We start from the raw sequence: 19,364 nt of genomic DNA, 5'->3' as shown, positions 1-19,364 counted from the left end.
ATCGAGAAAAAGCCGGGTTTAGACCCGGCTTTTTTATTGCCCGCATGTTTTTTCAACATGTGCCTTTCTTCCTCCGCAAAAACCCCTAAAAATCGCACCCAAATATCCGAAGCAGAAACGGAGATGCTGGATGAGAGGTTTTTGGGCGGGAGCGTTTGCGGTCACTATGCTGGCAAGCACGGTATCGTTTAGTTACGCAACAGATGCCGAGCCGCAATGGAGACATGCCTCAAGCCTCATAGGCGAGCCCAAATATCCGGCTGATTTCAAGCATTACGACTATGTGAACCCTGATGCACCCAAAGGCGGTGTCCTCAATCAGGTTGCCGTCGGCACGTTCGACAGCCTCAATCCATTCGTGGTTCAGGGTGTTGCCGCAGCGGGCCTCGCCGATTTCGGCGGCGGAATGCTCTACGATACATTGATGACCGATGCGCTCGATCAGGGCTCAACGCAATATCCGTTGATCGCTGAGGCATTGCAGTATCCCGACGACTTTTCATGGGTGAAATTCAAGCTCAATCCCAATGCCAGGTGGCATGATGGAGAGCCGATTACCGTTGAAGATGTGATCTGGTCATTTGAAGTTCTGAAAAAGCAGTCGCCGCTCTACAACAAATATTATGGCGACGTGGAGAAAGCCGAAAAGACCGGCGATCATGAGGTGAAGTTCACCTTCTCCCAGACAGGCAACCGCGAACTGCCACAGATCGTGGGACAGCTCGCAATCCTGCCCAAGCATTGGTGGGAAGGCAAGGACGCGCAAGGCAAGCAGCGTGACATCAGCCGTCCCACGCTGGAGATTCCACTCGGATCGGCCGCCTACAAGATCAAGAGCATGGTTCCGGGTCGCTCTATCGTATGGGGACGTGTTGCCGATTACTGGGGCAAGGACCTCGGGGTCAATGTCGGGCGCAACAACTTCGATGAAGTGCGCTACGAATATTATTTAAGCGAAGATGCAACATGGGAAGCCTTCAAGAAAGGTGGTCAGTATGACTACCGGCAGGAAAACCGCATTCAGCGCTGGATGGAACAGTATAATTTCCCAGCGGTGCAGCGCGGCGATGTCGTCAAGGAGTCTTTTCCGTTCAACGCCGTTGGCCGTATGCAGGGCTATTTCCTCAACACCCGCAGGGACAAGTTCAAAGACCCGAAAGTGCGGCAGGCACTGACTTATGCTTTCGACTTTGAATCCATGAACCGCCTGCTGTTCTTCAATCAGTACAACCGGATCAACAGCTATTTCGCAGGCAACGAGCTGCAGCTGAGCGGCGCGCCCACGCCGGAAGAAAAAGCAATTCTTGAAACCGTAAAGGATTCGCTTCCGCCGGAAGCGCTGACGGAAGAATTCAAGCTGCCGGTTTATGATACACCACAGGCAACACGCGATAATCTGCGCAAGGCACTGCAGCTTTTTAGCGAAGCAGGCTGGAAACTGCAGGGCAACAAACTTGTTAATGCCAATGGCCAGCAGTTCACAATCGAATTTCTGAATGACGGTGGCGCCTTCGAGCGCGTGCACAATCTCTATATCCAGAACCTGAAGAAAATCGGCATTGATGCGCAGATCCGCACTGTTGATGCAGCACAATATCAGGCCCGAGTGAATGATTTCGATTATGATGTTGTATCGTCCCTGACCCCACAGACAGCCTCTCCCGGCAATGAACAACGCGATATGTGGGGTTCGAAAGCTGCTGACTTCAAAGGAAGCCGCAATTATTCAGGTATCAAGAATCCGGCCATCGACAAGCTGATCGACCGCGTCATCTATGCCAAGGATCGTGATGAGCTGGTGGCAGCCAGCCATGCGCTCGACCGCGCATTGCTGTGGAACTATTACGTCATTCCGCAATGGTATTCGGACCACATCAACGTCGCCTATTGGAACAAATTCGGCATGCCGGAAAAGCAGCCCGATTATCTAGGGATTGATCCGTTTTCGTGGTGGATAGACCCCGCGAAGGAAGCCAAGCTTAAAAACAGCTCCAACTAGTATGGCGACCCCGAAATTCGTCACGCCATAAAGCAACCGTTTGAACGAATTTCGGGTTCCAAGCCATACTAGTAGTATATTGAATCTAGTGTGGTTTACGGATTTGAAGTTACTAAACGTGGATGCAACACAAATGATAGGAACTTCAAATCCACCACACTAGAGCGGCCTCAATTAAGATTGAATAGTTGAAACCGCTCTATCTATTTGTTTTTACGCATTATCCTACGCAAAACCGCTTCGCACTTTTGCTGAAAATGCTTTAAGGACGCCTTCCGATGCCGGGCTTTCATCTCAACCGCCGCCATTTTCTCGGACTTTCAGGCAGCGCCGCTCTCGCGGCCTGCCTTCCAGGAGAAGCTTTTGCAAAGCTTCCCACAGACAAGCCCCTGCATGGTTTATCTGCCTTCGGCGAACTGAAATATCCGCCCGATTTCACCCATTTCGACTACGTGAACCCGGATGCGCCCAAAGGCGGCACCTTCACGCTGGCCCCATCCACCTGGGTATGGAATCAGAACACAGAGACTTTCAATACGCTCAACACACTGGCCTTCAAGGGTGATGCACCGCCGCGCATGGAGCTGACATTTGACACGTTGATGGCGGCAGCTCTTGATGAGCCTGATGCTGTTTATGGTTTGATTGCCGAAAGTGTGACGCTGTCCAAAGATCGTCAGACCTGTCTCTTCAAGCTACGTAAGGAAGCTCGTTTTCACGATGGTTCGCCAATTGAGGCAAAGGACGTCGTGTTCACTTACGAGACGCTCAAGGAAAAGGGCCATCCGCAAATAAGGCAGATACTTGCAGCACTCGAAGCCGTGAAAGAAATCAGCAAAAGCGAAGTGCAGATGCATTTCTCTGCTGAACGCGGCCCCAATGCCATTCTCGACGCGGTTACACTGCCAATCCTCTCAAAAGACTGGTTCAAGGAGCGTTCTTTCGATGCGACAGGCCTGGAGCCGATCCTTGGATCCGGTGCTTATCGCGTTGGTAAAATCTCTGCGGGGCAAGCGATTGAATATGACCGTGTAGAGGATTATTGGGCCAGGGATTTACCGGTGCAGCGCGGCTCCGGCAACTTCGACCGCATCCGCATTGAGTTCTACCGTGATCGACAGCCAGAATTCGAAGCCTTCAAAAAGGGCAACATCGATTTTCGATCCGAGAACGTAGCGAAGAACTGGGCCACGGCTTATGATTTCCCTGCCGTTCAGCAGAACAAGGTCATCAAACGCACATTTCCAAGGGAAAAGCGCCCGCTCATGCAGGCCTGGGCGATCAACCAGCGCCGCGAACGTTTCCGCGATCCGCGCGTGCGCGAAGCGATCAATCTGTGCTTCGACTTCGAGTGGACCAACGCAAACCTGTTCTATGATACCTATCAACGGTCGCAATCCAACTTCAACGGCTCAGACTTTCAGGCCGTGGGCCTGCCGACGGCTGATGAACTGAAGGTGCTTGAACGATATCGTGGCAAAATTCCTGAAGTAGCTTTTGGTGAAGTCCCTTTCATAGCTGTTTCAGATGGTACTGGCCGTGATCGCAAGCAATTTTCACGCGCTATTGAACTGATGGAAGCTGCAGGCTTTGAGCGTAGCAAAGGCCAGTTTCACAGCAAGAGCGGTGAAAAGTTCACGCTCGAAATTCTGAGCAATTCCGAATCTCTCAATCGTGTCTACAATCCTCTCATTCAGAAGATGCGCGCCATCGGCATCGATGCCAGTGTGCGGCTGGTGGACCCGAGCCAATATCAGGCCCGCATTCAGGATTTCGATTATGACATGGTTGGAATGGCGATCCAGTTCGGCGCAACGCCGACCAAGGAGTCGCTTGCGGGCATGTTCGGTTCAGAATCGGCCAAAACGCCCGGCAGCTATAATCTCCCCGGTACATCTGACCCTATTATCGACGCATTGATTGAGGATGTGGGCAAGGTTTCCACGCGAGACGAGTTGGTGGCAACGATCAGGGTGCTTGATCGGTACTTGCGTATCAGGCTTGAGTGGATTCCAAATTGGACGGTAGCGAATCACCTGATAGCTTATTGGGATCGTTTTGGTTTCAAGGAGCCAAAGCCCGATTATGGCTTTCCGGTCGAGACGCTTTGGTGGATTAAAGCGTGATCCCGAAAAATAGGAACCGGTTTTCGGATCAGATCATGCTCATGAGAAGCGTCATAATCTCGAAGAACAAGAAGGCAAAAGCTGTTGGCAGGCCATAAGAGCATATTGAACATCCGGAGCACTGAGAGCTGATGGGCGCTTATATTTTACGCCGCCTTCTCCTGATGATCCCGACTATCCTGGGCATTATGGCCATATCTTTTGCCGTCGTTCAGTTTGCCCCCGGTGGGCCGGTTGAACGGGTGATCGCACAGCTTTCCGGTCAGGGCGGCGATGCGCTGGACCGCCTTTCCGGTGGCGGCGGCGATTTCGGCCAGAGTGGCATGGATAGCGGCTCGGTTAACTCCAAATATCGTGGTGCACAGGGTCTCGACCCACAATTCATCGCTGATCTTGAAAAGCAATTTGGCTTCGACAAGCCGCCACTTGAACGCTTCGGCCTGATGCTTTGGAATTATATGCGCTTTGATTTCGGGCACAGCTATTTCCGCGATATCAGCGTCATTGACCTCATCAAGGAAAAGATGCCGGTGTCGATTTCGCTCGGTCTGTGGCTCACCTTCCTGTCCTATCTGATTTCGATTCCGCTTGGCATTCGCAAGGCGATCAAGGAAGGAACACGTTTCGATACCTGGACCAGCGCGATCATCATCGTGGGCTATGCAATTCCAAGCTTCCTGTTCGCGATCCTGCTGATTGTGCTTTTTGCAGGTGGTTCGTTTTTCGACTGGTTCCCGCTTCGTGGTCTGACCTCACCTGATTTCGCGCAGATGTCGTTCTGGGGGAAGATCGGCGATTATCTTTGGCACATGGTCCTGCCCGTCACAGCCCTTGTGCTTTCGGCCTTCGCCACCACCACGCTTCTGACCAAGAACTCGTTTCTGGAAGAAATCCGCAAGCAGTATGTCACGACGGCGCGCGCCAAAGGCCTGACCGAAAATCAGGTTCTCTACGGCCATGTGTTCCGCAATGCGATGCTCATTGTGATTGCCGGTTTTCCGGGCGCTTTCATCTCGGCCTTCTTTACCGGCTCTCTGCTAATTGAAACCATCTTCTCGCTCGATGGGCTGGGACTGCTTGGCTATCAATCGATTATCAATCGCGATTATCCGGTCGTTTTTGCCAATCTGTTCATTTTCTCGCTGATCGGGCTTCTCGTCGGCCTCCTATCCGATCTCATGTACACATGGATCGATCCGCGTATCGACTTTGACCGGAGGGATGTGTGATGACAGATACCACCCTCACCCCGGCTGCCCCGGTAGCAAAGCCTGTGAAGCGTCCATTCCTTTCGCCGCTCAACCGTCGCCGCTGGCAGAATTTCAAAGCCAATAAACGCGGTTACTGGTCGCTGTGGATTTTCCTGTTTCTGCTTGTTGCAGCGCTCTGCTCCGAGTTTATCGCCAATGACCGCCCCATTCTCGTTTCCTATAAGGGCGAATTGCTGACGCCAGTTTTTGTCGACTATCCGGAAGAGAAATTTGGCGGCTTTTATGCCGTGACCGATTATCGCGATCCCGTCATTCAGGACGAGATCAACAATAATGGTTGGGCCATCTGGCCGCCGGTCCGCTACTCCTACAACACTGTCAATAACGACATTCCGGAAGCGGCTCCTTCAAAGCCATTCTGGCTTTACACCGAAGAGCAGCGCTGCCAGCGTTATCCGCAAGGCGTGAACGATCCCAATTGCATTGTCGGCAACTTCAACTGGCTCGGCACCGATGATCAGGCACGCGATGTTTTTGCGCGTGCACTTTATGGTTTCCGCATTTCGGTGCTGTTCGGCCTGATCCTGACGTTCTTTTCTGCCATCATTGGCGTGACGGCAGGTGCCGTGCAGGGCTATTTCGGCGGCTGGGTCGATCTTATATTCCAGCGCGTCATCGAAATCTGGTCTTCGATCCCCGTGCTTTATTTGCTGCTGATTATCGCAGCGATATTACCGCCCGGGTTCTGGGTGTTGCTCGGCATCATGCTGCTGTTTTCATGGGTGGCTTTCGTTGGCGTGGTACGTGCGGAATTCCTGCGCGCCAGAAACTTCGAATATGTGAATGCGGCGCGTGCGCTCGGCGTGAAGAACGGCACGATCATGTGGCGGCATCTTCTGCCCAATGCCATGGTCGCAACACTGACCTTCCTGCCTTTCATCCTGAACGGCTCCATCACCACACTCACCTCGCTTGATTTCCTTGGTTTCGGCCTGCCTCCGGGCTCTGCTTCGCTCGGCGAACTCCTCGCGCAGGGCAAGAACAACCTTCAAGCGCCATGGCTCGGTATTACCGGCTTTGTGGTGATCTCGTTGATGTTGTCGCTGCTGATCTTCATCGGTGAAGCAACACGCGATGCATTCGATCCACGAAAGGCGTTTCAATGAGTGGGTCAATGAATAAGCCGTTGCTTTCCGTCCGTGATCTGTCCGTCGCATTCCGCCAGAACGGAGAAGAGCGGATTTCCGTCGACCGCGTTTCCTTCGATATCGCAGAGGGTGAAACCGTGGCGCTTGTCGGTGAATCCGGGTCAGGCAAGTCCGTTTCTGCGCTGTCCATTCTAAAGCTCCTGCCCTATCCGGCAGCAAGTCATCCATCCGGCGAAATTCTTTTCAACGGCAAGGATTTGATGACGGCGTCAGAGCCTGAGTTGCGGCGTGTGCGCGGCAATGATGTCACCATGATTTTTCAAGAGCCTATGACCTCGCTCAATCCACTGCATTCGGTGGAACGGCAGATCAGCGAAATCCTGAAAATGCATCAGGGCATGAGTGATCAGGCGGCACGTGCGCGCACGCTGGAGCTTTTGCACGAGGTTGGTATTCGTGAACCGGAAAAGCGCCTTGCCGCCTTCCCGCATCAGCTTTCAGGCGGTCAGCGCCAGCGCGTGATGATCGCCATGGCGCTTGCAAACAAGCCAAAGCTGCTCATCGCCGATGAGCCGACAACCGCGCTCGATGTGACGGTTCAGGCGCAGATATTGCAGCTCCTCGCGGAACTGAAGCAAGCCCAGGGCATGTCTATGCTCTTCATCACCCATGATCTCGGTATCGTGCGCAAGATCGCCGATCGGGTTTGCGTGATGAGCAAGGGGAAGATTGTCGAAACAGGTCCGACCAAAGAAATCTTCGACAATCCGCAGCATGAATACACAAAGCACCTCCTTGCGGCAGAACCCAAGGGCGAGCCACCGCTGGCTGATCTCAGCGCGAAGAAGGTGATGGAAGGCAAGGACGTCCGCGTCTGGTTCCCGATCAAGAAGGGTTTCCTGCGCAAGACCGTCGATCATGTGAAGGCCGTGGACGGCATCAATGTGACCTTACGTGCCGGTCAGACGCTCGGCGTTGTGGGAGAGTCTGGTTCTGGCAAGACAACACTTGGTCTCGCTCTCTCACGCATGATCTCGTCGCAGGGCGAAATTCGCTTCGATGGACGCGATATTGCGAAATTCAGCTTCAAGGACATGCGCCCGCTGCGTCGTGAAATGCAGATCGTATTTCAGGACCCGTTCGGCTCACTGAGCCCACGCATGACCATTGCGGATATCATCGCCGAAGGGCTTCTGGTGCACGAACCGAAACTGTCGGTCGACGCACGTGATGAGCGCGTTGTGGCGGCACTCAAAGAAGTAAACCTTGATCCGGAAAGTCGCTTCCGCTATCCGCACGAATTTTCGGGCGGTCAGCGCCAGCGTATAGCGATTGCGCGCGCCATGGTGCTCAACCCGAAATTCGTCATGCTGGACGAGCCAACTTCGGCGCTCGACATGAGTGTTCAGGCACAGGTGGTCGATCTTTTGCGCGCATTGCAGAAAAAGCATGATCTCGCTTATCTTTTCATAAGCCATGACTTGAAAGTGGTGCGGGCGCTGGCCAATGATGTGCTGGTGATGCGCAATGGCAAGGCAGTCGAATATGGAACGTCAAAGGAAGTCTTTGCCAATCCAAAAACCGACTATACCAAGGCGTTGATGGCGGCAGCCTTCCACATGGAGGCTACTGAGGGAGGAATAAGACAATGACGACCGTGGACAAAAAAATCCTTCTGTCTCTGACCAGCTGGGATCCGGCTATTTGGGTCGACAGCTTTAAGGCACACGCGCCTGAGCGCAATGTTGTGACTGAACGCAGCGAAACCGATCCAGGCATCGAATATGCGCTCGTCTGGAAACAGAAGCCCGGCTCGCTGACCAATCTTCCAAATCTCAAAGTGATCTTCTCACTGGGGGCGGGCGTGGATCATGTCTTTCACGATCCCCACATTCCGGACGTGCCGCTCGTACGCGTCATCTCCGATGACCTCACCATGCGCATGACCGAATATGTCGTCTGGCAGGTGCTTGATCATCATCGTCTTGGCGCAAACTACCGCAAACAGCAAAAGAACCGCGTCTGGCACGAAGACCCGCGCCAACCAGCGGCCCATGAAGTGACTGTCGGCATCATGGGACTGGGGGTTCTCGGTCGCGATGCCGTAGCCAAGCTCAAGACGCTCGGCTTCAATGTCACCGGCTGGAGCCGCCGGCCGCAGGAAATCGAGGGTGTTCAGACATTCAACGGCAAAGAAGGTTTCTCGCGGTTCCTCAAAACGGCTGATATTTTCGTCTGCCTCCTGCCTTTGACGCCCGACACCAGGGGCATTCTGTCCATGACCATGTTTGCGCAATTGAAAAGCGATGGACCACTTGGAGCACCTGTGCTGATCAATGCCGGTCGTGGTGGATTGCAGAACGAAGCGGATATTCTGGCAGCACTCGATCGCGGTCTGCTTTCAGCTGTGACGCTCGACGTGTTCAATCAGGAACCGCTGCCATCTGACAGCCCGCTCTGGACACATCCGAAGGTGACGATCACCCCGCATTCGGCTGCAAGCTCGTCAGCAATGGCTATCGTTCCGCAGATCATCCGTCAGATCGAAGCTTTCGAGCGTGACGGAACTCTGGAAAACATCGTGGATCGCACGACGCAATATTAATTAAGTTACTATCGAGATCTGTCCATCCTCGCCGACTGTCACCCGATGGCCGGCGAGTTTCTTTTGGATCTCCCGGTCAAACTCGACGGCTATCGGCACATCGTGCCCCATCTCGCGCGCAACGATGAGACCAAGAAGCAGAATGGCATCTGGTTCGTGCAGAACGATCGCTGCGGGAGCCAAACCAGCGTGGACAAGTTCCAGCAACACCGCTGCCGCAGAAGACGAGCCGATGGTGCCCGGCAGACACAGGACATGGCCTGAAATGCTCTGCCCATGCTCCGGGTGACGAACATCGGCAATCCGACCCGTTTTAGGATCGACGCCACCCCAGAAACTGATGGGGGCTGAGAGAACCAGCACTTGAGCCTGAGCCACTTTTCCCGCAACAAGCACGGAGGATGCGAAAGTGGTTTCACTCATGCTGCTTGCCTTGCAAAAACGGGACGGCCTGCGACAGCACTCTCAACGCATTCCTCAAGCGACCCATAGAGCACGCCATAACCCGTATTGCCGGGCGCATAATGGGCGAATTTTCCCGAGTTCGTCATCAGAACAGCGTTATCCTTGGTCGGCAAAATAGGCGTAACAACAACGCAGGTATCGGCCACAATCACCACGCCCGCTTTTTCAAGCTGTTGCCTGCGCCCACTCTTTTCCAATACCACAAGCGCATGACGCCCCGTGCATGCATAAAGCGGCACGGCAAGCTTGCGGCCAGCAATAGCACGTTCGAGACGGTCGAACTCTGCAATCGATAAATGCGGGCTGCCAATAGCAACCGCATCAATCGCATCCACATGATCGACCGTCGACAAGCGCTTGCGCGTGGCATCGATCATCTCCTGTGTCACATGGATGATGCCTTCGGGCTTCTGATGCTGAAGCGCTGTTTCAAGATCGGGTGCTTCCGGCGTGACACCGGCAACATGGAAAAGCCCGACTGAACCCACCGATGCAGCGGCAGCGCCAAAGGCTTTCAGCGCATCTTCATCCGGGTGCAGACCGGCTCCCGCCACCACACCGATATTTGTGCCCACGCTGCGGCCAAACAGGTTGCCGAGAATAGGCCACGCAACTTCCGATTCAAGAAACGCAGGATCGATTGCAGAAATATCGAGAACGACTGTCGCACGACGATTCTCAGTCCGGTGAAGACCGTAATCAGGTGCCCGTCCGGCAATAGCACAGGCTATATCAAGAAAATCACCATAACGGTTCGTGCGCGCACCCAGCACAGAATTGCAGAAAACAACGGCGTTGGATTCGCCCCAGGCAACATCGGTTCCTTTTTCCGGGCGATGGCCCGCCTGATAAGGCGCACAGGTCCATGTCGGCTCACAGCCAAGCTTGATATAGGCGCGCATCATGCGCCTGGCCATTTCCGCCTCATGCTGCGGCAGGTTATTATGCGAACAGCCGGTAAGATCGATAGAACCGACATTGAGTGTTGCGCGCACTTTGGCTTTTGCACAGCCATCAACCAGCCTTTCAGCAAACAATGTACCGCTGTCCCCATGATAGAGCGCACCATCAATATGCGCGGACGCAATTGGGATCAGACGTGGCGCTCCCATTAAACGCGCGGTATCCGCCACAATACGCATGGCCATCGCAGCGCCTTCGCCCTCAGCGCCTGCTGCTATAGACTGCTCTTCATGGGTTAATGTCAGTGCCACGCGTGATCTCCTTGCGCATGGTGATCGATGTCGTGCGCGTAAAACCGGGATGAGCAGTTTCCGCCATCTTGCGATAGCCTAGCTTCTCAAAGACGGCATGGTTGCGCGTGAGCTCAATGCGCGTCTGCAGCTCCATCACAGGCTTACCACGCGCTACTGCCTGCTGCTCGGCCCTATCCACGAGTTTACGTCCAATCCCCTGACCTTCAAAGCCGGGCGCAACTGCAAACTTGCCAAGATAGAAGTGATCGTCCTTTTCCTTGATAAACACACAGCCTGCCAATTCATCACCGATAAAGGCTGCAAAACCCGTTTCGTCTTTTGCCTTCTCCCGCAAATTATCAGCTGTCAGCTGCTGCGCGGAAGATGGTGGATCAATGACCCCATCCATATAGGCAAAACTCTCCTGAATGAGTCGGAGGAGCTCCTCCCAACGATCAAAATCCGAACTGACAGGAAGAACACGGAGGGCCGTCATTTGGGTTTGCGGGCCTTATAACGAATGGTTTCAAACCGAACGTTCAATGCATTGTAAAGCAGAAGCCGACCGACAAGCGGCTCACCGATACCGGTCACGAGCTTAATTACTTCCATGGCCTGCAAACTGCCAATCACGCCGGGCAAGACGCCGAGAACGCCCGCTTCCGCACAAGTTGGCACAGATCCTGGTGGCGGCATGTCTGGAAACAGATCGCGATAGGATGGATTGGGATTGCCATCGGCACCATTGGCGTAAGGCATAAGCACCGTCACTGTGCCATCAAAACGGCCCATAGCTCCCGTCACCAATGGGCGTTGGGCAAGGGCCGCAGCGTCAGCCAGTGCGTAGCGCGTGGTGAAATTGTCCGAGCCATCGACAACAACATCATAATCGCTGATGAGAGCTTGTGCATTCTCGCCATTTAGCCGCAACAGATGGGTTTCGACCTTCACATGCGGATTGATGCGGGCAATCGAAGCCTTGGCGCTGTCGACCTTCGCTTGGCCGACACTTTCTGTGTCGTGGATCACCTGCCTTTGCAGATTCGACAGCGAAACCGTATCGTCATCGACAAGGCCAAGCGTGCCAATACCGGCTGCAGCCAGATATTGCAGCACCGGCGCGCCAAGTCCACCGGCGCCCACGATAAGGACGCGGGCAGCTTTCAGCATCTGCTGACCGGGACCACCGATTTCCGGCAACACGATATGGCGCGCATAGCGTTCCAGTTCTTCGGATGAAAAAGGCTTTGATGATGCGTTCATGATGCTTGAACATAGGCCCGTTAAAGCCGTCTGTCAGCGGATATTTTGTCTCAAATTCTGGTCAGCTCGCCTGCCGCCACATTGAAAAACTGTGCGTCACCTTCCAGCGCTTCAAAGAGCGAGCGGTCAGTGCCCGTCATAAATGCCTGCCCGCCAAGATCGTCAAGAATACCAAACAGGGCCGCACGGCGGCCCGTATCGAGATGCGCCGCGATTTCATCAAGCAAAAGGATAGGCGCCATGCCCGAGAGCTCACCCGTCAGCCGCGCATGAGCCAGAATAAGTCCGATCAGCAATGCCTTCTGCTCGCCGGTGGAGCAAAGCGCTGCAGGCATAGATTTGGGTCGATGCTGAACGATGAGATCGGTACGATGCGGACCATCCAAAGTGCGTCCGGCAGCCCGATCCCGTACACGCCCGTCGCGCAATGTGCGACGAAAATCCTCTTCAAGATCAAGTGCCGCTTCAACACCAATGCGCTGTTCAAGCGATCCTTCGAGAAAGCAATCAGCTTTAGGGAACGGACCATCACTGGGCAGTCGCTCAATCATCGCTGCAATCATGCGCATCGCCTCGGCGCGCGCCGCAGCGATTGCAATGCCGAGTTCCGCCATCTGGCTTTCAATCGCTTCCAGCCACTGATTATCGCTGTTTCCGTCACTCAGCAGACGATTGCGCGAGCGCATCGCCTTTTCATAATCAAGCACGCGTTTGCCGTGACCGGTATCAATGGCAAGCACCATGCGGTCGAGAAATCGCCGCCGATCCGATGCGCCGCCCGTAAAAAGCCCGTCCATCGACGGAACAACCCAGAGAACGCGCGCATAATCGAGGAGTTCATCGCCGGATGCAGCAATGCCATTGATGCGGACCTTACGGCCACCTTCGCCGCCGCCTGCAGTGCCTGTGCCGATTTCGGCATCGCCATAAATCATGCAATCGAGCGATGCATGGATGGCAAAACCATCATGTCCCGTTGTGCGCGCAACATCATCATAGGATGCGCGCCGCAACCCTCTGCCCGGAGACAAGAAGGAAAGAGCTTCTATGAGATTGGTTTTGCCTGAGCCGTTTTCGCCGGTCAGCACCACATGGCCCGGACCAAGCGGCAGCGTGAGCTCCGCATAATTGCGAAAGTCAGAAAGTTTAAGCCGCCGGACCGAGACTCGATCCGGACGGCTTAGATTTGGTTCTGAGATGCTCACGATCTGTTTTCTTTAAGGCCCTAAACGCGCATCGGCATCAGGACATACAGCACATCTTCGTCGCCCATATCGCGCACCAGTGTTGGTGAACCGGCATCTGCCAGCATGAAGACTGCTTCGGAGCCCGAAAGCTGGCTGGTGATGTCGAGCAGATATTTCGAGTTGAAGCCGATATCGATGGGATCCGCATCGTAATCCGCTGCCAGCTCGTCAGTCGCACTGCCCGAATCGGGATTGTTGACCGTCAGTGTCAGCTGGCCATCGGCAATGGAAAGCTTAACCGCACGGCCACGCTCGCTCGAAATGGTGGAAACGCGATCAACGGAGGCCGCGAAATCCTGGCGGCTGATGGTGAGCTTCTTGTCGTTACCCGAAGGAATCACGCGCTGATAATCCGGGAACGTGCCGTCGATCAGCTTGGAAGTGAGAACGACCGATCCCACTGTGAAGCGGATCTTTGCATCCGACAGTTCAACCGACACAACAGTGTCCGGCACATCAACGAGTTTCTGGAGTTCAGCAACCGTTTTGCGCGGAATGATAATACCCGGCATACCTTCAGTGCCCGACGGCGCTTCCAGTTCAGCACGAGCAAGGCGGTGACCGTCGGTAGCAACTGCACGCAGCTTCAGCGCACCGTCGCTTTCAATGGCGTGGAAATAGATACCGTTGAGATAGTAGCGGGTTTCTTCTGTCGAGATCGCAAACTGTGTGCGGTCGATGAGACGCTTTAAAGCCTGCGCATCGATGCGGAAGGAATGCGTGAACGAACCGGCTGTCAGTTCCGGGAAATCCGACTGCGGCAAGCACTGCAGGCGGAAAGACGACTTGCCCGAAATGACTGACATCGAGCCGCCATCGGGATTGGTCGACAGCATGACTTCTGCGCCGTCAGGCAGCTTGCGCACGATATCGTAGAGAAGATGCGCTGGAACCGTGGTTGCTCCGGCCTGTTCGACCATGGCAGCGGTTGCTTCGTTCACTTCAAGATCAAGGTCCGTTGCCTTGAGCGCTAGACTTCCGCCTTCGGCTTGCAAAAGCACATTGGACAGAATCGGAATCGTGTTGCGACGCTCCACGACACGGTGGACGTGGTTGAGTGACTTGAGAAGGTTTGATCGCTCTAGGGTAACACGCATATTGAAACGCACTCGCTCTCTAGGACAGGGCAACCGCGTAACGGGCAGATGCCCCCATCAATAAGGCGCACAAGCGCCAGAAGGTTTGCTAAAGTGGCAGATATTCGAGCTGAAAAGCAAGCCCACGCCGCATCGCAAAACGACACGGCGCAGGCTTTTTAACGAATTTCTACAGATCAGGCAGCCTGATCGTTGATGAGGCGCTTCAGCAGCTCGAGTTCCTGCGCCAGCTTGCCGTCGGCACCGACCAGATCTTCGATCTTGCGCACGGCATGGAGCACAGTGGTATGGTCGCGTCCGCCAAAACGACGACCGATTTCCGGAAGCGAACGCGGGGTCAGCATCTTCGCCAGATACATCGCGACCTGACGCGGCTTTACAATGGTGCGCGTGCGGCGGTTCGAAAGCAGATCCTGCTTCGAGACGTTGTAATGACGTGCCACGATACGCTGAATTTCTTCAATACGGATACGCTTAGGTTCGCCAACGCGGGTCAGATGGCCGAGCAGTTCATCGACGCGGTCGATGGAAAGATTTGGCTCAAACGACTGGCGGAACAGAAGCTGGTTGAAAGCGCCTTCCAGTTCGCGACCCGATCCGGTGACGGTACGGGCAACATGGGCGAGAATTTCATCATCAATATTAAGGCTTGAATCTTCAAGCTGTGCAGTCGTGAGGCGGCGGCGCAGCATTTCAACGCGCATTTCATAATCAGGTGCTGCAACTTCCAGAGCAACACCACCCTGAAGGCGCGAACGAACACGGACATCGAGTGATTCCAGTTCAGACGGTGGGCGATCTGCTGCAACAACCACCTGCTTGGCGCTGTCGAGCAGCGTGTTGAGAAGATGACAGAACTCGTGCTGGATCGACTTGCCCTGCAGGAACTGCATGTCGTCAATGACGAGCAGGTCGATGTCGCGCAGCTGTTCCTTGAAAGAAAGCGCATTGTTGTCACGAATCGCCGTCGCAAAACGCCACATGAAATATTCCGCAGTCAGATAAACGACGCGGGCCTTTTCCTGACGCTGCAGGGCAGCCGCAGCAATCGCCTGCAAAAGGTGAGTCTTACCAAGACCAACAGATGCATGGATGAAAAGCGGGTTGAAGCGCACCGCACTTGAGCCTGCTTCTGCGATGGTGCGGGCGGCAGCAAGAGCCACACGATTGGAAGCACCGTCAATGAAAGAATCAAATGTGTAACGCGGATCGAGCGGAGAGCCGAGAACCGAACCGGAAGCCGATTCTGCCACAACTGCCGAACCGCGCTTTTCAGCGCTTGGCTGACCAACCGGGAAAACGACCTTTTCGCGCATGGCAGCAGGCGACTTGGTGTCCACGACTTCGCTGGTTTCAGCGGGTGCTGCGGTGCGCACAACACGGCTCACTCCGCGCACAACCACTTCTACCTTGAGAATCTGCGGGTGTTCTTCCTGCCAGAGCTCGGTCAGCAGTTCAGAATAATGATTGTTGATCCACGAGCGAAGAAAAGCCGTCGGAACCGACAGGCGAACCACGCTTTTGGACAGATCGTCGAGCTTCAGACGGCCAAACCAGCTTGAATAGATCTCGCTGCCAACGCGGGCTTTCAGCTTTGCTGTCAGACGTTCAAAAACATCATCGCCAACGACATTCCCAGCGCTCACCATGAGGCTGTTTTCTTTTCCAGTAGCAGAAGATCCATGGTTACGGTTCGCATGCGCATCATCACCCATCGTTGCCGTCGACTTACCAGTCATCATTGCCATCGTCTCGCCTGCCTTCACATTCTTACGCGCCATTTTGCGGCGCTTGTCGTTATTTCCCGCATCAGGTCCGCAGGATCTTATGATCCAGTCGCCTCGCAGGTACTCATCTCACACTGGCTCCTCACGCGGAGGGCCAAACACAAACTCAAACAGTCCACGCCTCAAACAGCTGCCGCGGATCGGTGTCCGGATGCTCCTTTCCGGCTACGCGTTACGACTCACACAATTCTTGCTCAAGGCTGATTGCCCGGAACGGATCTTGCGACAACCATTCAATGAACGAAGATGCGCCTAAAACAGCATTCCGGTTAATGAATGGTAATCAACAGCCATGAGAAACAAACTTAATAGGAACAGGGCCTTAGACCAGACCTCAGCACCCGCGGACAAGACTGCCCACGTCAATTGAAGACTCAATGTGATGCTAACTCCGGGCCGTGGCCCACCCCTCTGATGTCCTGACTTTAGCGAAGCCTCGCGGCAAAGGGCAAGTCTAAGATCTGCAGTTTTTTCTTCAATTAAGACTTGCATGGCCGGTGCAGGGGATCAGAGAATCGGGCGTCAAAGAAATAACACCTTTGGATTCAATGCGTTTCCCGAACCGTTTTTTTAGGTGGCCACGATATGTTCTCCGACAAAATAAATTTTAAAAAAATGGCTTGACTCAGACGGTCTTCCGAGTCCTTCGTGGAGCCTGTGGATAACTGTGGATAAAGATTTGCAAGTTTTTGAAAACAAAAGGGAATTCCCATCAGTCATTTTTCCGGGAGCTTGAAAAATATCATTAAATTATAAAGCGTCTCAAAAAAACATGCCCCTAGTTTAATGGGTGCCGTTCTTTAAAAAAGTTCCAAAAAAGAAAACCCGGCTAACAATGAGCCGGGTTTCTAAAACCTAGTTTTAATTTTAGGTTATATCAGGCGTTCAGAGCCTTAACGCGTGCAGCAAGGCGCGAAACCTTACGAGCAGCGGTATTCTTGTGAACGACGCCCTTTGAAGCAGCGCGCATCAGTTCAGGCTCAGCAGCCTTGAATGCAACCGATGCTGCTTCCTTGTCGCCGCTCAAGAGCGCATCTTCAACCTTGCGGAGGAAGGTACGAACGCGCGAACGACGCGACTTGTTGATTTCGGTGCGGGCAGCGATCTTGCGCACTGCCTTCTTGGCCGAAGGAGTATTGGCCATAAATGCCTCTCTTTTTCTGTCAGCAGCCCACTGGGTATAACCGTCGGGCACAAAACCTCTAGGGCAGCCATAGTGCCTAGGGCCGCCGATCCGTGGCGGGCTTATAGATCAGCTTTGCTCCCGCGTCAACGAGGATTCTGCGGAGCGAGCTCGCCAAAAGGCCGGATATGCGGCCTTCCGACTTAATTTCCGGCCTCAGACAAAGCCAATCCGGCTAAACTGTCGCGATCTGATCAGCCTTCAGGATCGAACGATCAGCGATTCTTGAAAGATGGGGTACGCTTATCGATGAAAGCGGACATGCCTTCTTTCTGGTCCTCAGTGGCAAAAAGCGAGTGAAACAGACGGCGTTCAAAACGCAGACCTTCATCAAGTGTCGTCTCATACGAACGATTGACCGATTCCTTCACCATCTGCACGGAAGGCTGCGAGAAGGAGGCAATACGCTCGGCAGCTTTCAATGCTTCCTCGATCAGTTCCTCAGGGGCAACAAGGCGCGAGACAAGACCACAACGCTCGGCTTCCTCTGCATCCATCATGCGCCCCGTCAGACACATATCCATGGCTTTGGATTTACCGACATAGCGCGCAAGGCGCTGTGAGCCGCCCATGCCCGGCATAACACCCAGCGTAATTTCCGGCTGACCGAATTTGGCATTGGTGGCTGCGATAATAAAATCGCACATCATGGCGAGTTCGCAACCGCCACCCAGCGCATAGCCCGACACGGCTGCAATGATCGGCTTGCGCACACGATCCACCTTGCGCCAGTCTGCAAACATATCCTGCAAATAGGCGTCGACGAAATTGATTGGCTGCATTTCCTTGATATCGGCACCAGCCGCAAAGGCTTTTTCCGAACCGGTGAGCACGATCGCTCCGATTTTGCCATCAGTATCGAAAGCGGCCAGGGCTTCGGTCAGCTCTTTAAGAACTGTACTGTTCAGCGCATTGAGCGCCTGCGGTCGATTAAGACGAACAAGACCAACGCCACCGCGCGTCTCAACAACGATCGTTTCATAGGCCATGGAATAATTCTCCTCCTTCGCCAGACCAGAAATTGCTGGACAAGGTGTACTGCCGGTTTCCATTTGGCAAGATCAGCCAAATATCAATTCAATATCAACTTTGGCATGATGCGCAGAAAAAGGTCGAGCGGCCCGCCTGTACTGCTCGCTCAACCACACCCGTACAGCCCGGAGCGCGACAAGGCTGCGCCTCGCGGCCATAGACGGAGAACGAGTGCTGAAAATAGCCAAGCGCACCATCAGCCTGAATATAATCTTTCAAACTCGATCCACCTGCGGCAATGGCTTCTGCAATCACGGTGCGGACATCCCCGGCAAGACGATCAAGCGTCTCCTTGTCTCTCGCGATCGAACCTGCGGCACGCATGGGCGAGAGCCGTGATCGCCACAATGCCTCGCAGACATAAATATTGCCCAACCCCGCAATCAGCCGCTGATCAAGCAGTGCTGCCTTTAATGGCGTCTTGCGATCTTTAAAGAGTGTGCCAAGCAACTCTCCTGAAAGCCGGTTTCCTGTCGGCTCAACACCAAGCCCTTTGAGCAAGGGGTGATCATCAAGCCCACCTTTCTCGGCAAAGAGCATGAAACCAAAACGCCGCGGATCATTATAGATGATGCGCGCCTTCGAGCCGTCCGGGCGCAGCATATGAAAGACGACATGGTCGTGCTTGGCGATTTTGGATCGCTCATGATGAAAGCCGCCCGGCATTCCCTCCGCATCATCCGCTTCGATGCGAAATGAACCCGACATACCAAGATGGCTGATAATCGACAGCCCGTCATCCAGATGCATGGTCAGATATTTCGCGCGGCGACCCAGCGCCTCAATACGATGACCTGAAACGCGCTCGACAAATTGATCGGGAAAAGGAAACCGCAGATCTGGCCGGTTCTGCTCGACCCGCTCGACATTTGCGCCTTCCATGAAGGGCTGCAATCCGCGGCGGACCGTCTCGACCTCTGGCAATTCAGGCATTGATTATCTTCCCAGCAAATAGTTCGGAAAACCTCATATAGGCCGGAGAAACTGTATTTGCCATCCGTTAAC

Annotated in this window: 16 protein-coding genes; 6 read left to right on the top strand and 10 right to left on the bottom strand. The window is 54.1% G+C overall.

The window, feature by feature from the left end; translation table 11 throughout:
- Positions 1 to 130 precede the first annotated feature (130 nt).
- The 6 genes from ACSME1_RS07365 (at position 131) to ACSME1_RS07340 (ending at position 9,089) form a co-directional block, all read left to right on the top strand.
- Positions 131 to 1,999: an extracellular solute-binding protein gene (locus ACSME1_RS07365; protein ID WP_105705533.1), complete on the top strand. Its 1,869-nt coding sequence runs from the start codon at positions 131 to 133 to the stop codon at positions 1,997 to 1,999.
- Between the two features lie 278 nt (positions 2,000 to 2,277).
- Positions 2,278 to 4,125: an extracellular solute-binding protein gene (locus tag ACSME1_RS07360; RefSeq protein WP_105705535.1), complete on the top strand. Its 1,848-nt coding sequence runs from the start codon at positions 2,278 to 2,280 to the stop codon at positions 4,123 to 4,125.
- A 131-nt stretch (positions 4,126 to 4,256) separates the two neighbouring features.
- Positions 4,257 to 5,354, top strand: a complete 1,098-nt coding sequence (locus ACSME1_RS07355) for a microcin C ABC transporter permease YejB (RefSeq protein ID WP_024898308.1) — start codon at positions 4,257 to 4,259, stop codon at positions 5,352 to 5,354.
- Complete coding sequence (locus ACSME1_RS07350; RefSeq protein WP_024898309.1) at positions 5,354 to 6,502, top strand: ABC transporter permease; 1,149 nt, start codon at positions 5,354 to 5,356, stop codon at positions 6,500 to 6,502. The genes ACSME1_RS07355 and ACSME1_RS07350 overlap by 1 nt, the downstream gene beginning before the upstream one ends.
- 8 nt (positions 6,503 to 6,510) lie before the next feature.
- A complete protein-coding gene (locus ACSME1_RS07345; RefSeq protein ID WP_024898310.1) occupies positions 6,511 to 8,136 on the top strand; it encodes an ABC transporter ATP-binding protein in 1,626 nt (541 codons plus the stop codon).
- Positions 8,133 to 9,089, top strand: a complete 957-nt coding sequence (locus ACSME1_RS07340) for a 2-hydroxyacid dehydrogenase (protein WP_024898311.1) — start codon at positions 8,133 to 8,135, stop codon at positions 9,087 to 9,089. The genes ACSME1_RS07345 and ACSME1_RS07340 overlap by 4 nt, the downstream gene beginning before the upstream one ends.
- Here ACSME1_RS07340 and ACSME1_RS07335 read toward each other — a convergent pair whose 3' ends face one another.
- The 10 genes from ACSME1_RS07335 to mutM all read right to left on the bottom strand — a co-directional run bounded on the left by ACSME1_RS07335 (position 9,090) and on the right by mutM (position 19,292).
- Entirely contained in the window at positions 9,090 to 9,512 is a 423-nt protein-coding gene (locus ACSME1_RS07335; protein ID WP_024898312.1) for an aconitase X swivel domain-containing protein, read from the bottom strand.
- Positions 9,509 to 10,768 carry an aconitase X gene (locus ACSME1_RS07330; protein ID WP_024898313.1) on the bottom strand — a complete coding sequence of 420 codons (1,260 nt, stop codon included), beginning with the start codon at positions 10,766 to 10,768 and terminating at the stop codon, positions 9,509 to 9,511. Before ACSME1_RS07330 ends, ACSME1_RS07335 begins: the two co-directional genes overlap by 4 nt.
- Positions 10,746 to 11,246 (bottom strand): GNAT family N-acetyltransferase, encoded by a 501-nt coding sequence (locus ACSME1_RS07325; RefSeq protein WP_024898314.1) that lies wholly within the window; start codon positions 11,244 to 11,246, stop codon positions 10,746 to 10,748. The genes ACSME1_RS07330 and ACSME1_RS07325 overlap by 23 nt, the downstream gene beginning before the upstream one ends.
- Positions 11,243 to 12,013 carry a molybdopterin-synthase adenylyltransferase MoeB gene (locus ACSME1_RS07320; RefSeq protein WP_024898315.1) on the bottom strand — a complete coding sequence of 257 codons (771 nt, stop codon included), beginning with the start codon at positions 12,011 to 12,013 and terminating at the stop codon, positions 11,243 to 11,245. The genes ACSME1_RS07325 and ACSME1_RS07320 overlap by 4 nt, the downstream gene beginning before the upstream one ends.
- 50 nt (positions 12,014 to 12,063) lie before the next feature.
- A complete protein-coding gene (gene recF / locus ACSME1_RS07315) occupies positions 12,064 to 13,218 on the bottom strand; it encodes a DNA replication/repair protein RecF (protein ID WP_024898316.1) in 1,155 nt (384 codons plus the stop codon).
- Positions 13,219 to 13,238: 20 nt separating this feature from the next.
- Positions 13,239 to 14,357 carry a DNA polymerase III subunit beta gene (dnaN, locus tag ACSME1_RS07310; RefSeq protein WP_105705537.1) on the bottom strand — a complete coding sequence of 373 codons (1,119 nt, stop codon included), beginning with the start codon at positions 14,355 to 14,357 and terminating at the stop codon, positions 13,239 to 13,241.
- Between the two features lie 176 nt (positions 14,358 to 14,533).
- Positions 14,534 to 16,099 (bottom strand): chromosomal replication initiator protein DnaA, encoded by a 1,566-nt coding sequence (gene dnaA, locus ACSME1_RS07305; protein WP_024898318.1) that lies wholly within the window; start codon positions 16,097 to 16,099, stop codon positions 14,534 to 14,536.
- Between the two features lie 922 nt (positions 16,100 to 17,021).
- The gene (rpsT, locus tag ACSME1_RS07300; RefSeq protein ID WP_007872888.1) at positions 17,022 to 17,288 is read right to left on the bottom strand and encodes a 30S ribosomal protein S20; all 267 of its coding nucleotides are present in this window, start codon (positions 17,286 to 17,288) and stop codon (positions 17,022 to 17,024) included.
- Between the two features lie 254 nt (positions 17,289 to 17,542).
- Positions 17,543 to 18,316, bottom strand: coding sequence for an enoyl-CoA hydratase (locus tag ACSME1_RS07295; RefSeq protein WP_024898319.1), 774 nt, complete (start codon positions 18,314 to 18,316; stop codon positions 17,543 to 17,545).
- A 94-nt stretch (positions 18,317 to 18,410) separates the two neighbouring features.
- A complete protein-coding gene (mutM, locus tag ACSME1_RS07290) occupies positions 18,411 to 19,292 on the bottom strand; it encodes a bifunctional DNA-formamidopyrimidine glycosylase/DNA-(apurinic or apyrimidinic site) lyase (protein ID WP_024898320.1) in 882 nt (293 codons plus the stop codon).
- Between the last annotated feature and the right edge of the window lie 72 nt (positions 19,293 to 19,364).

The sequence above is a fragment of the Brucella pituitosa genome, assembly GCF_965577835.1.
Lineage (GTDB): Bacteria > Pseudomonadota > Alphaproteobacteria > Rhizobiales > Rhizobiaceae > Brucella > Brucella pituitosa.
The sequence above is the reverse complement of the archived record's forward strand: the minus strand, read 5'-3'. Positions and strand labels throughout refer to the sequence as shown.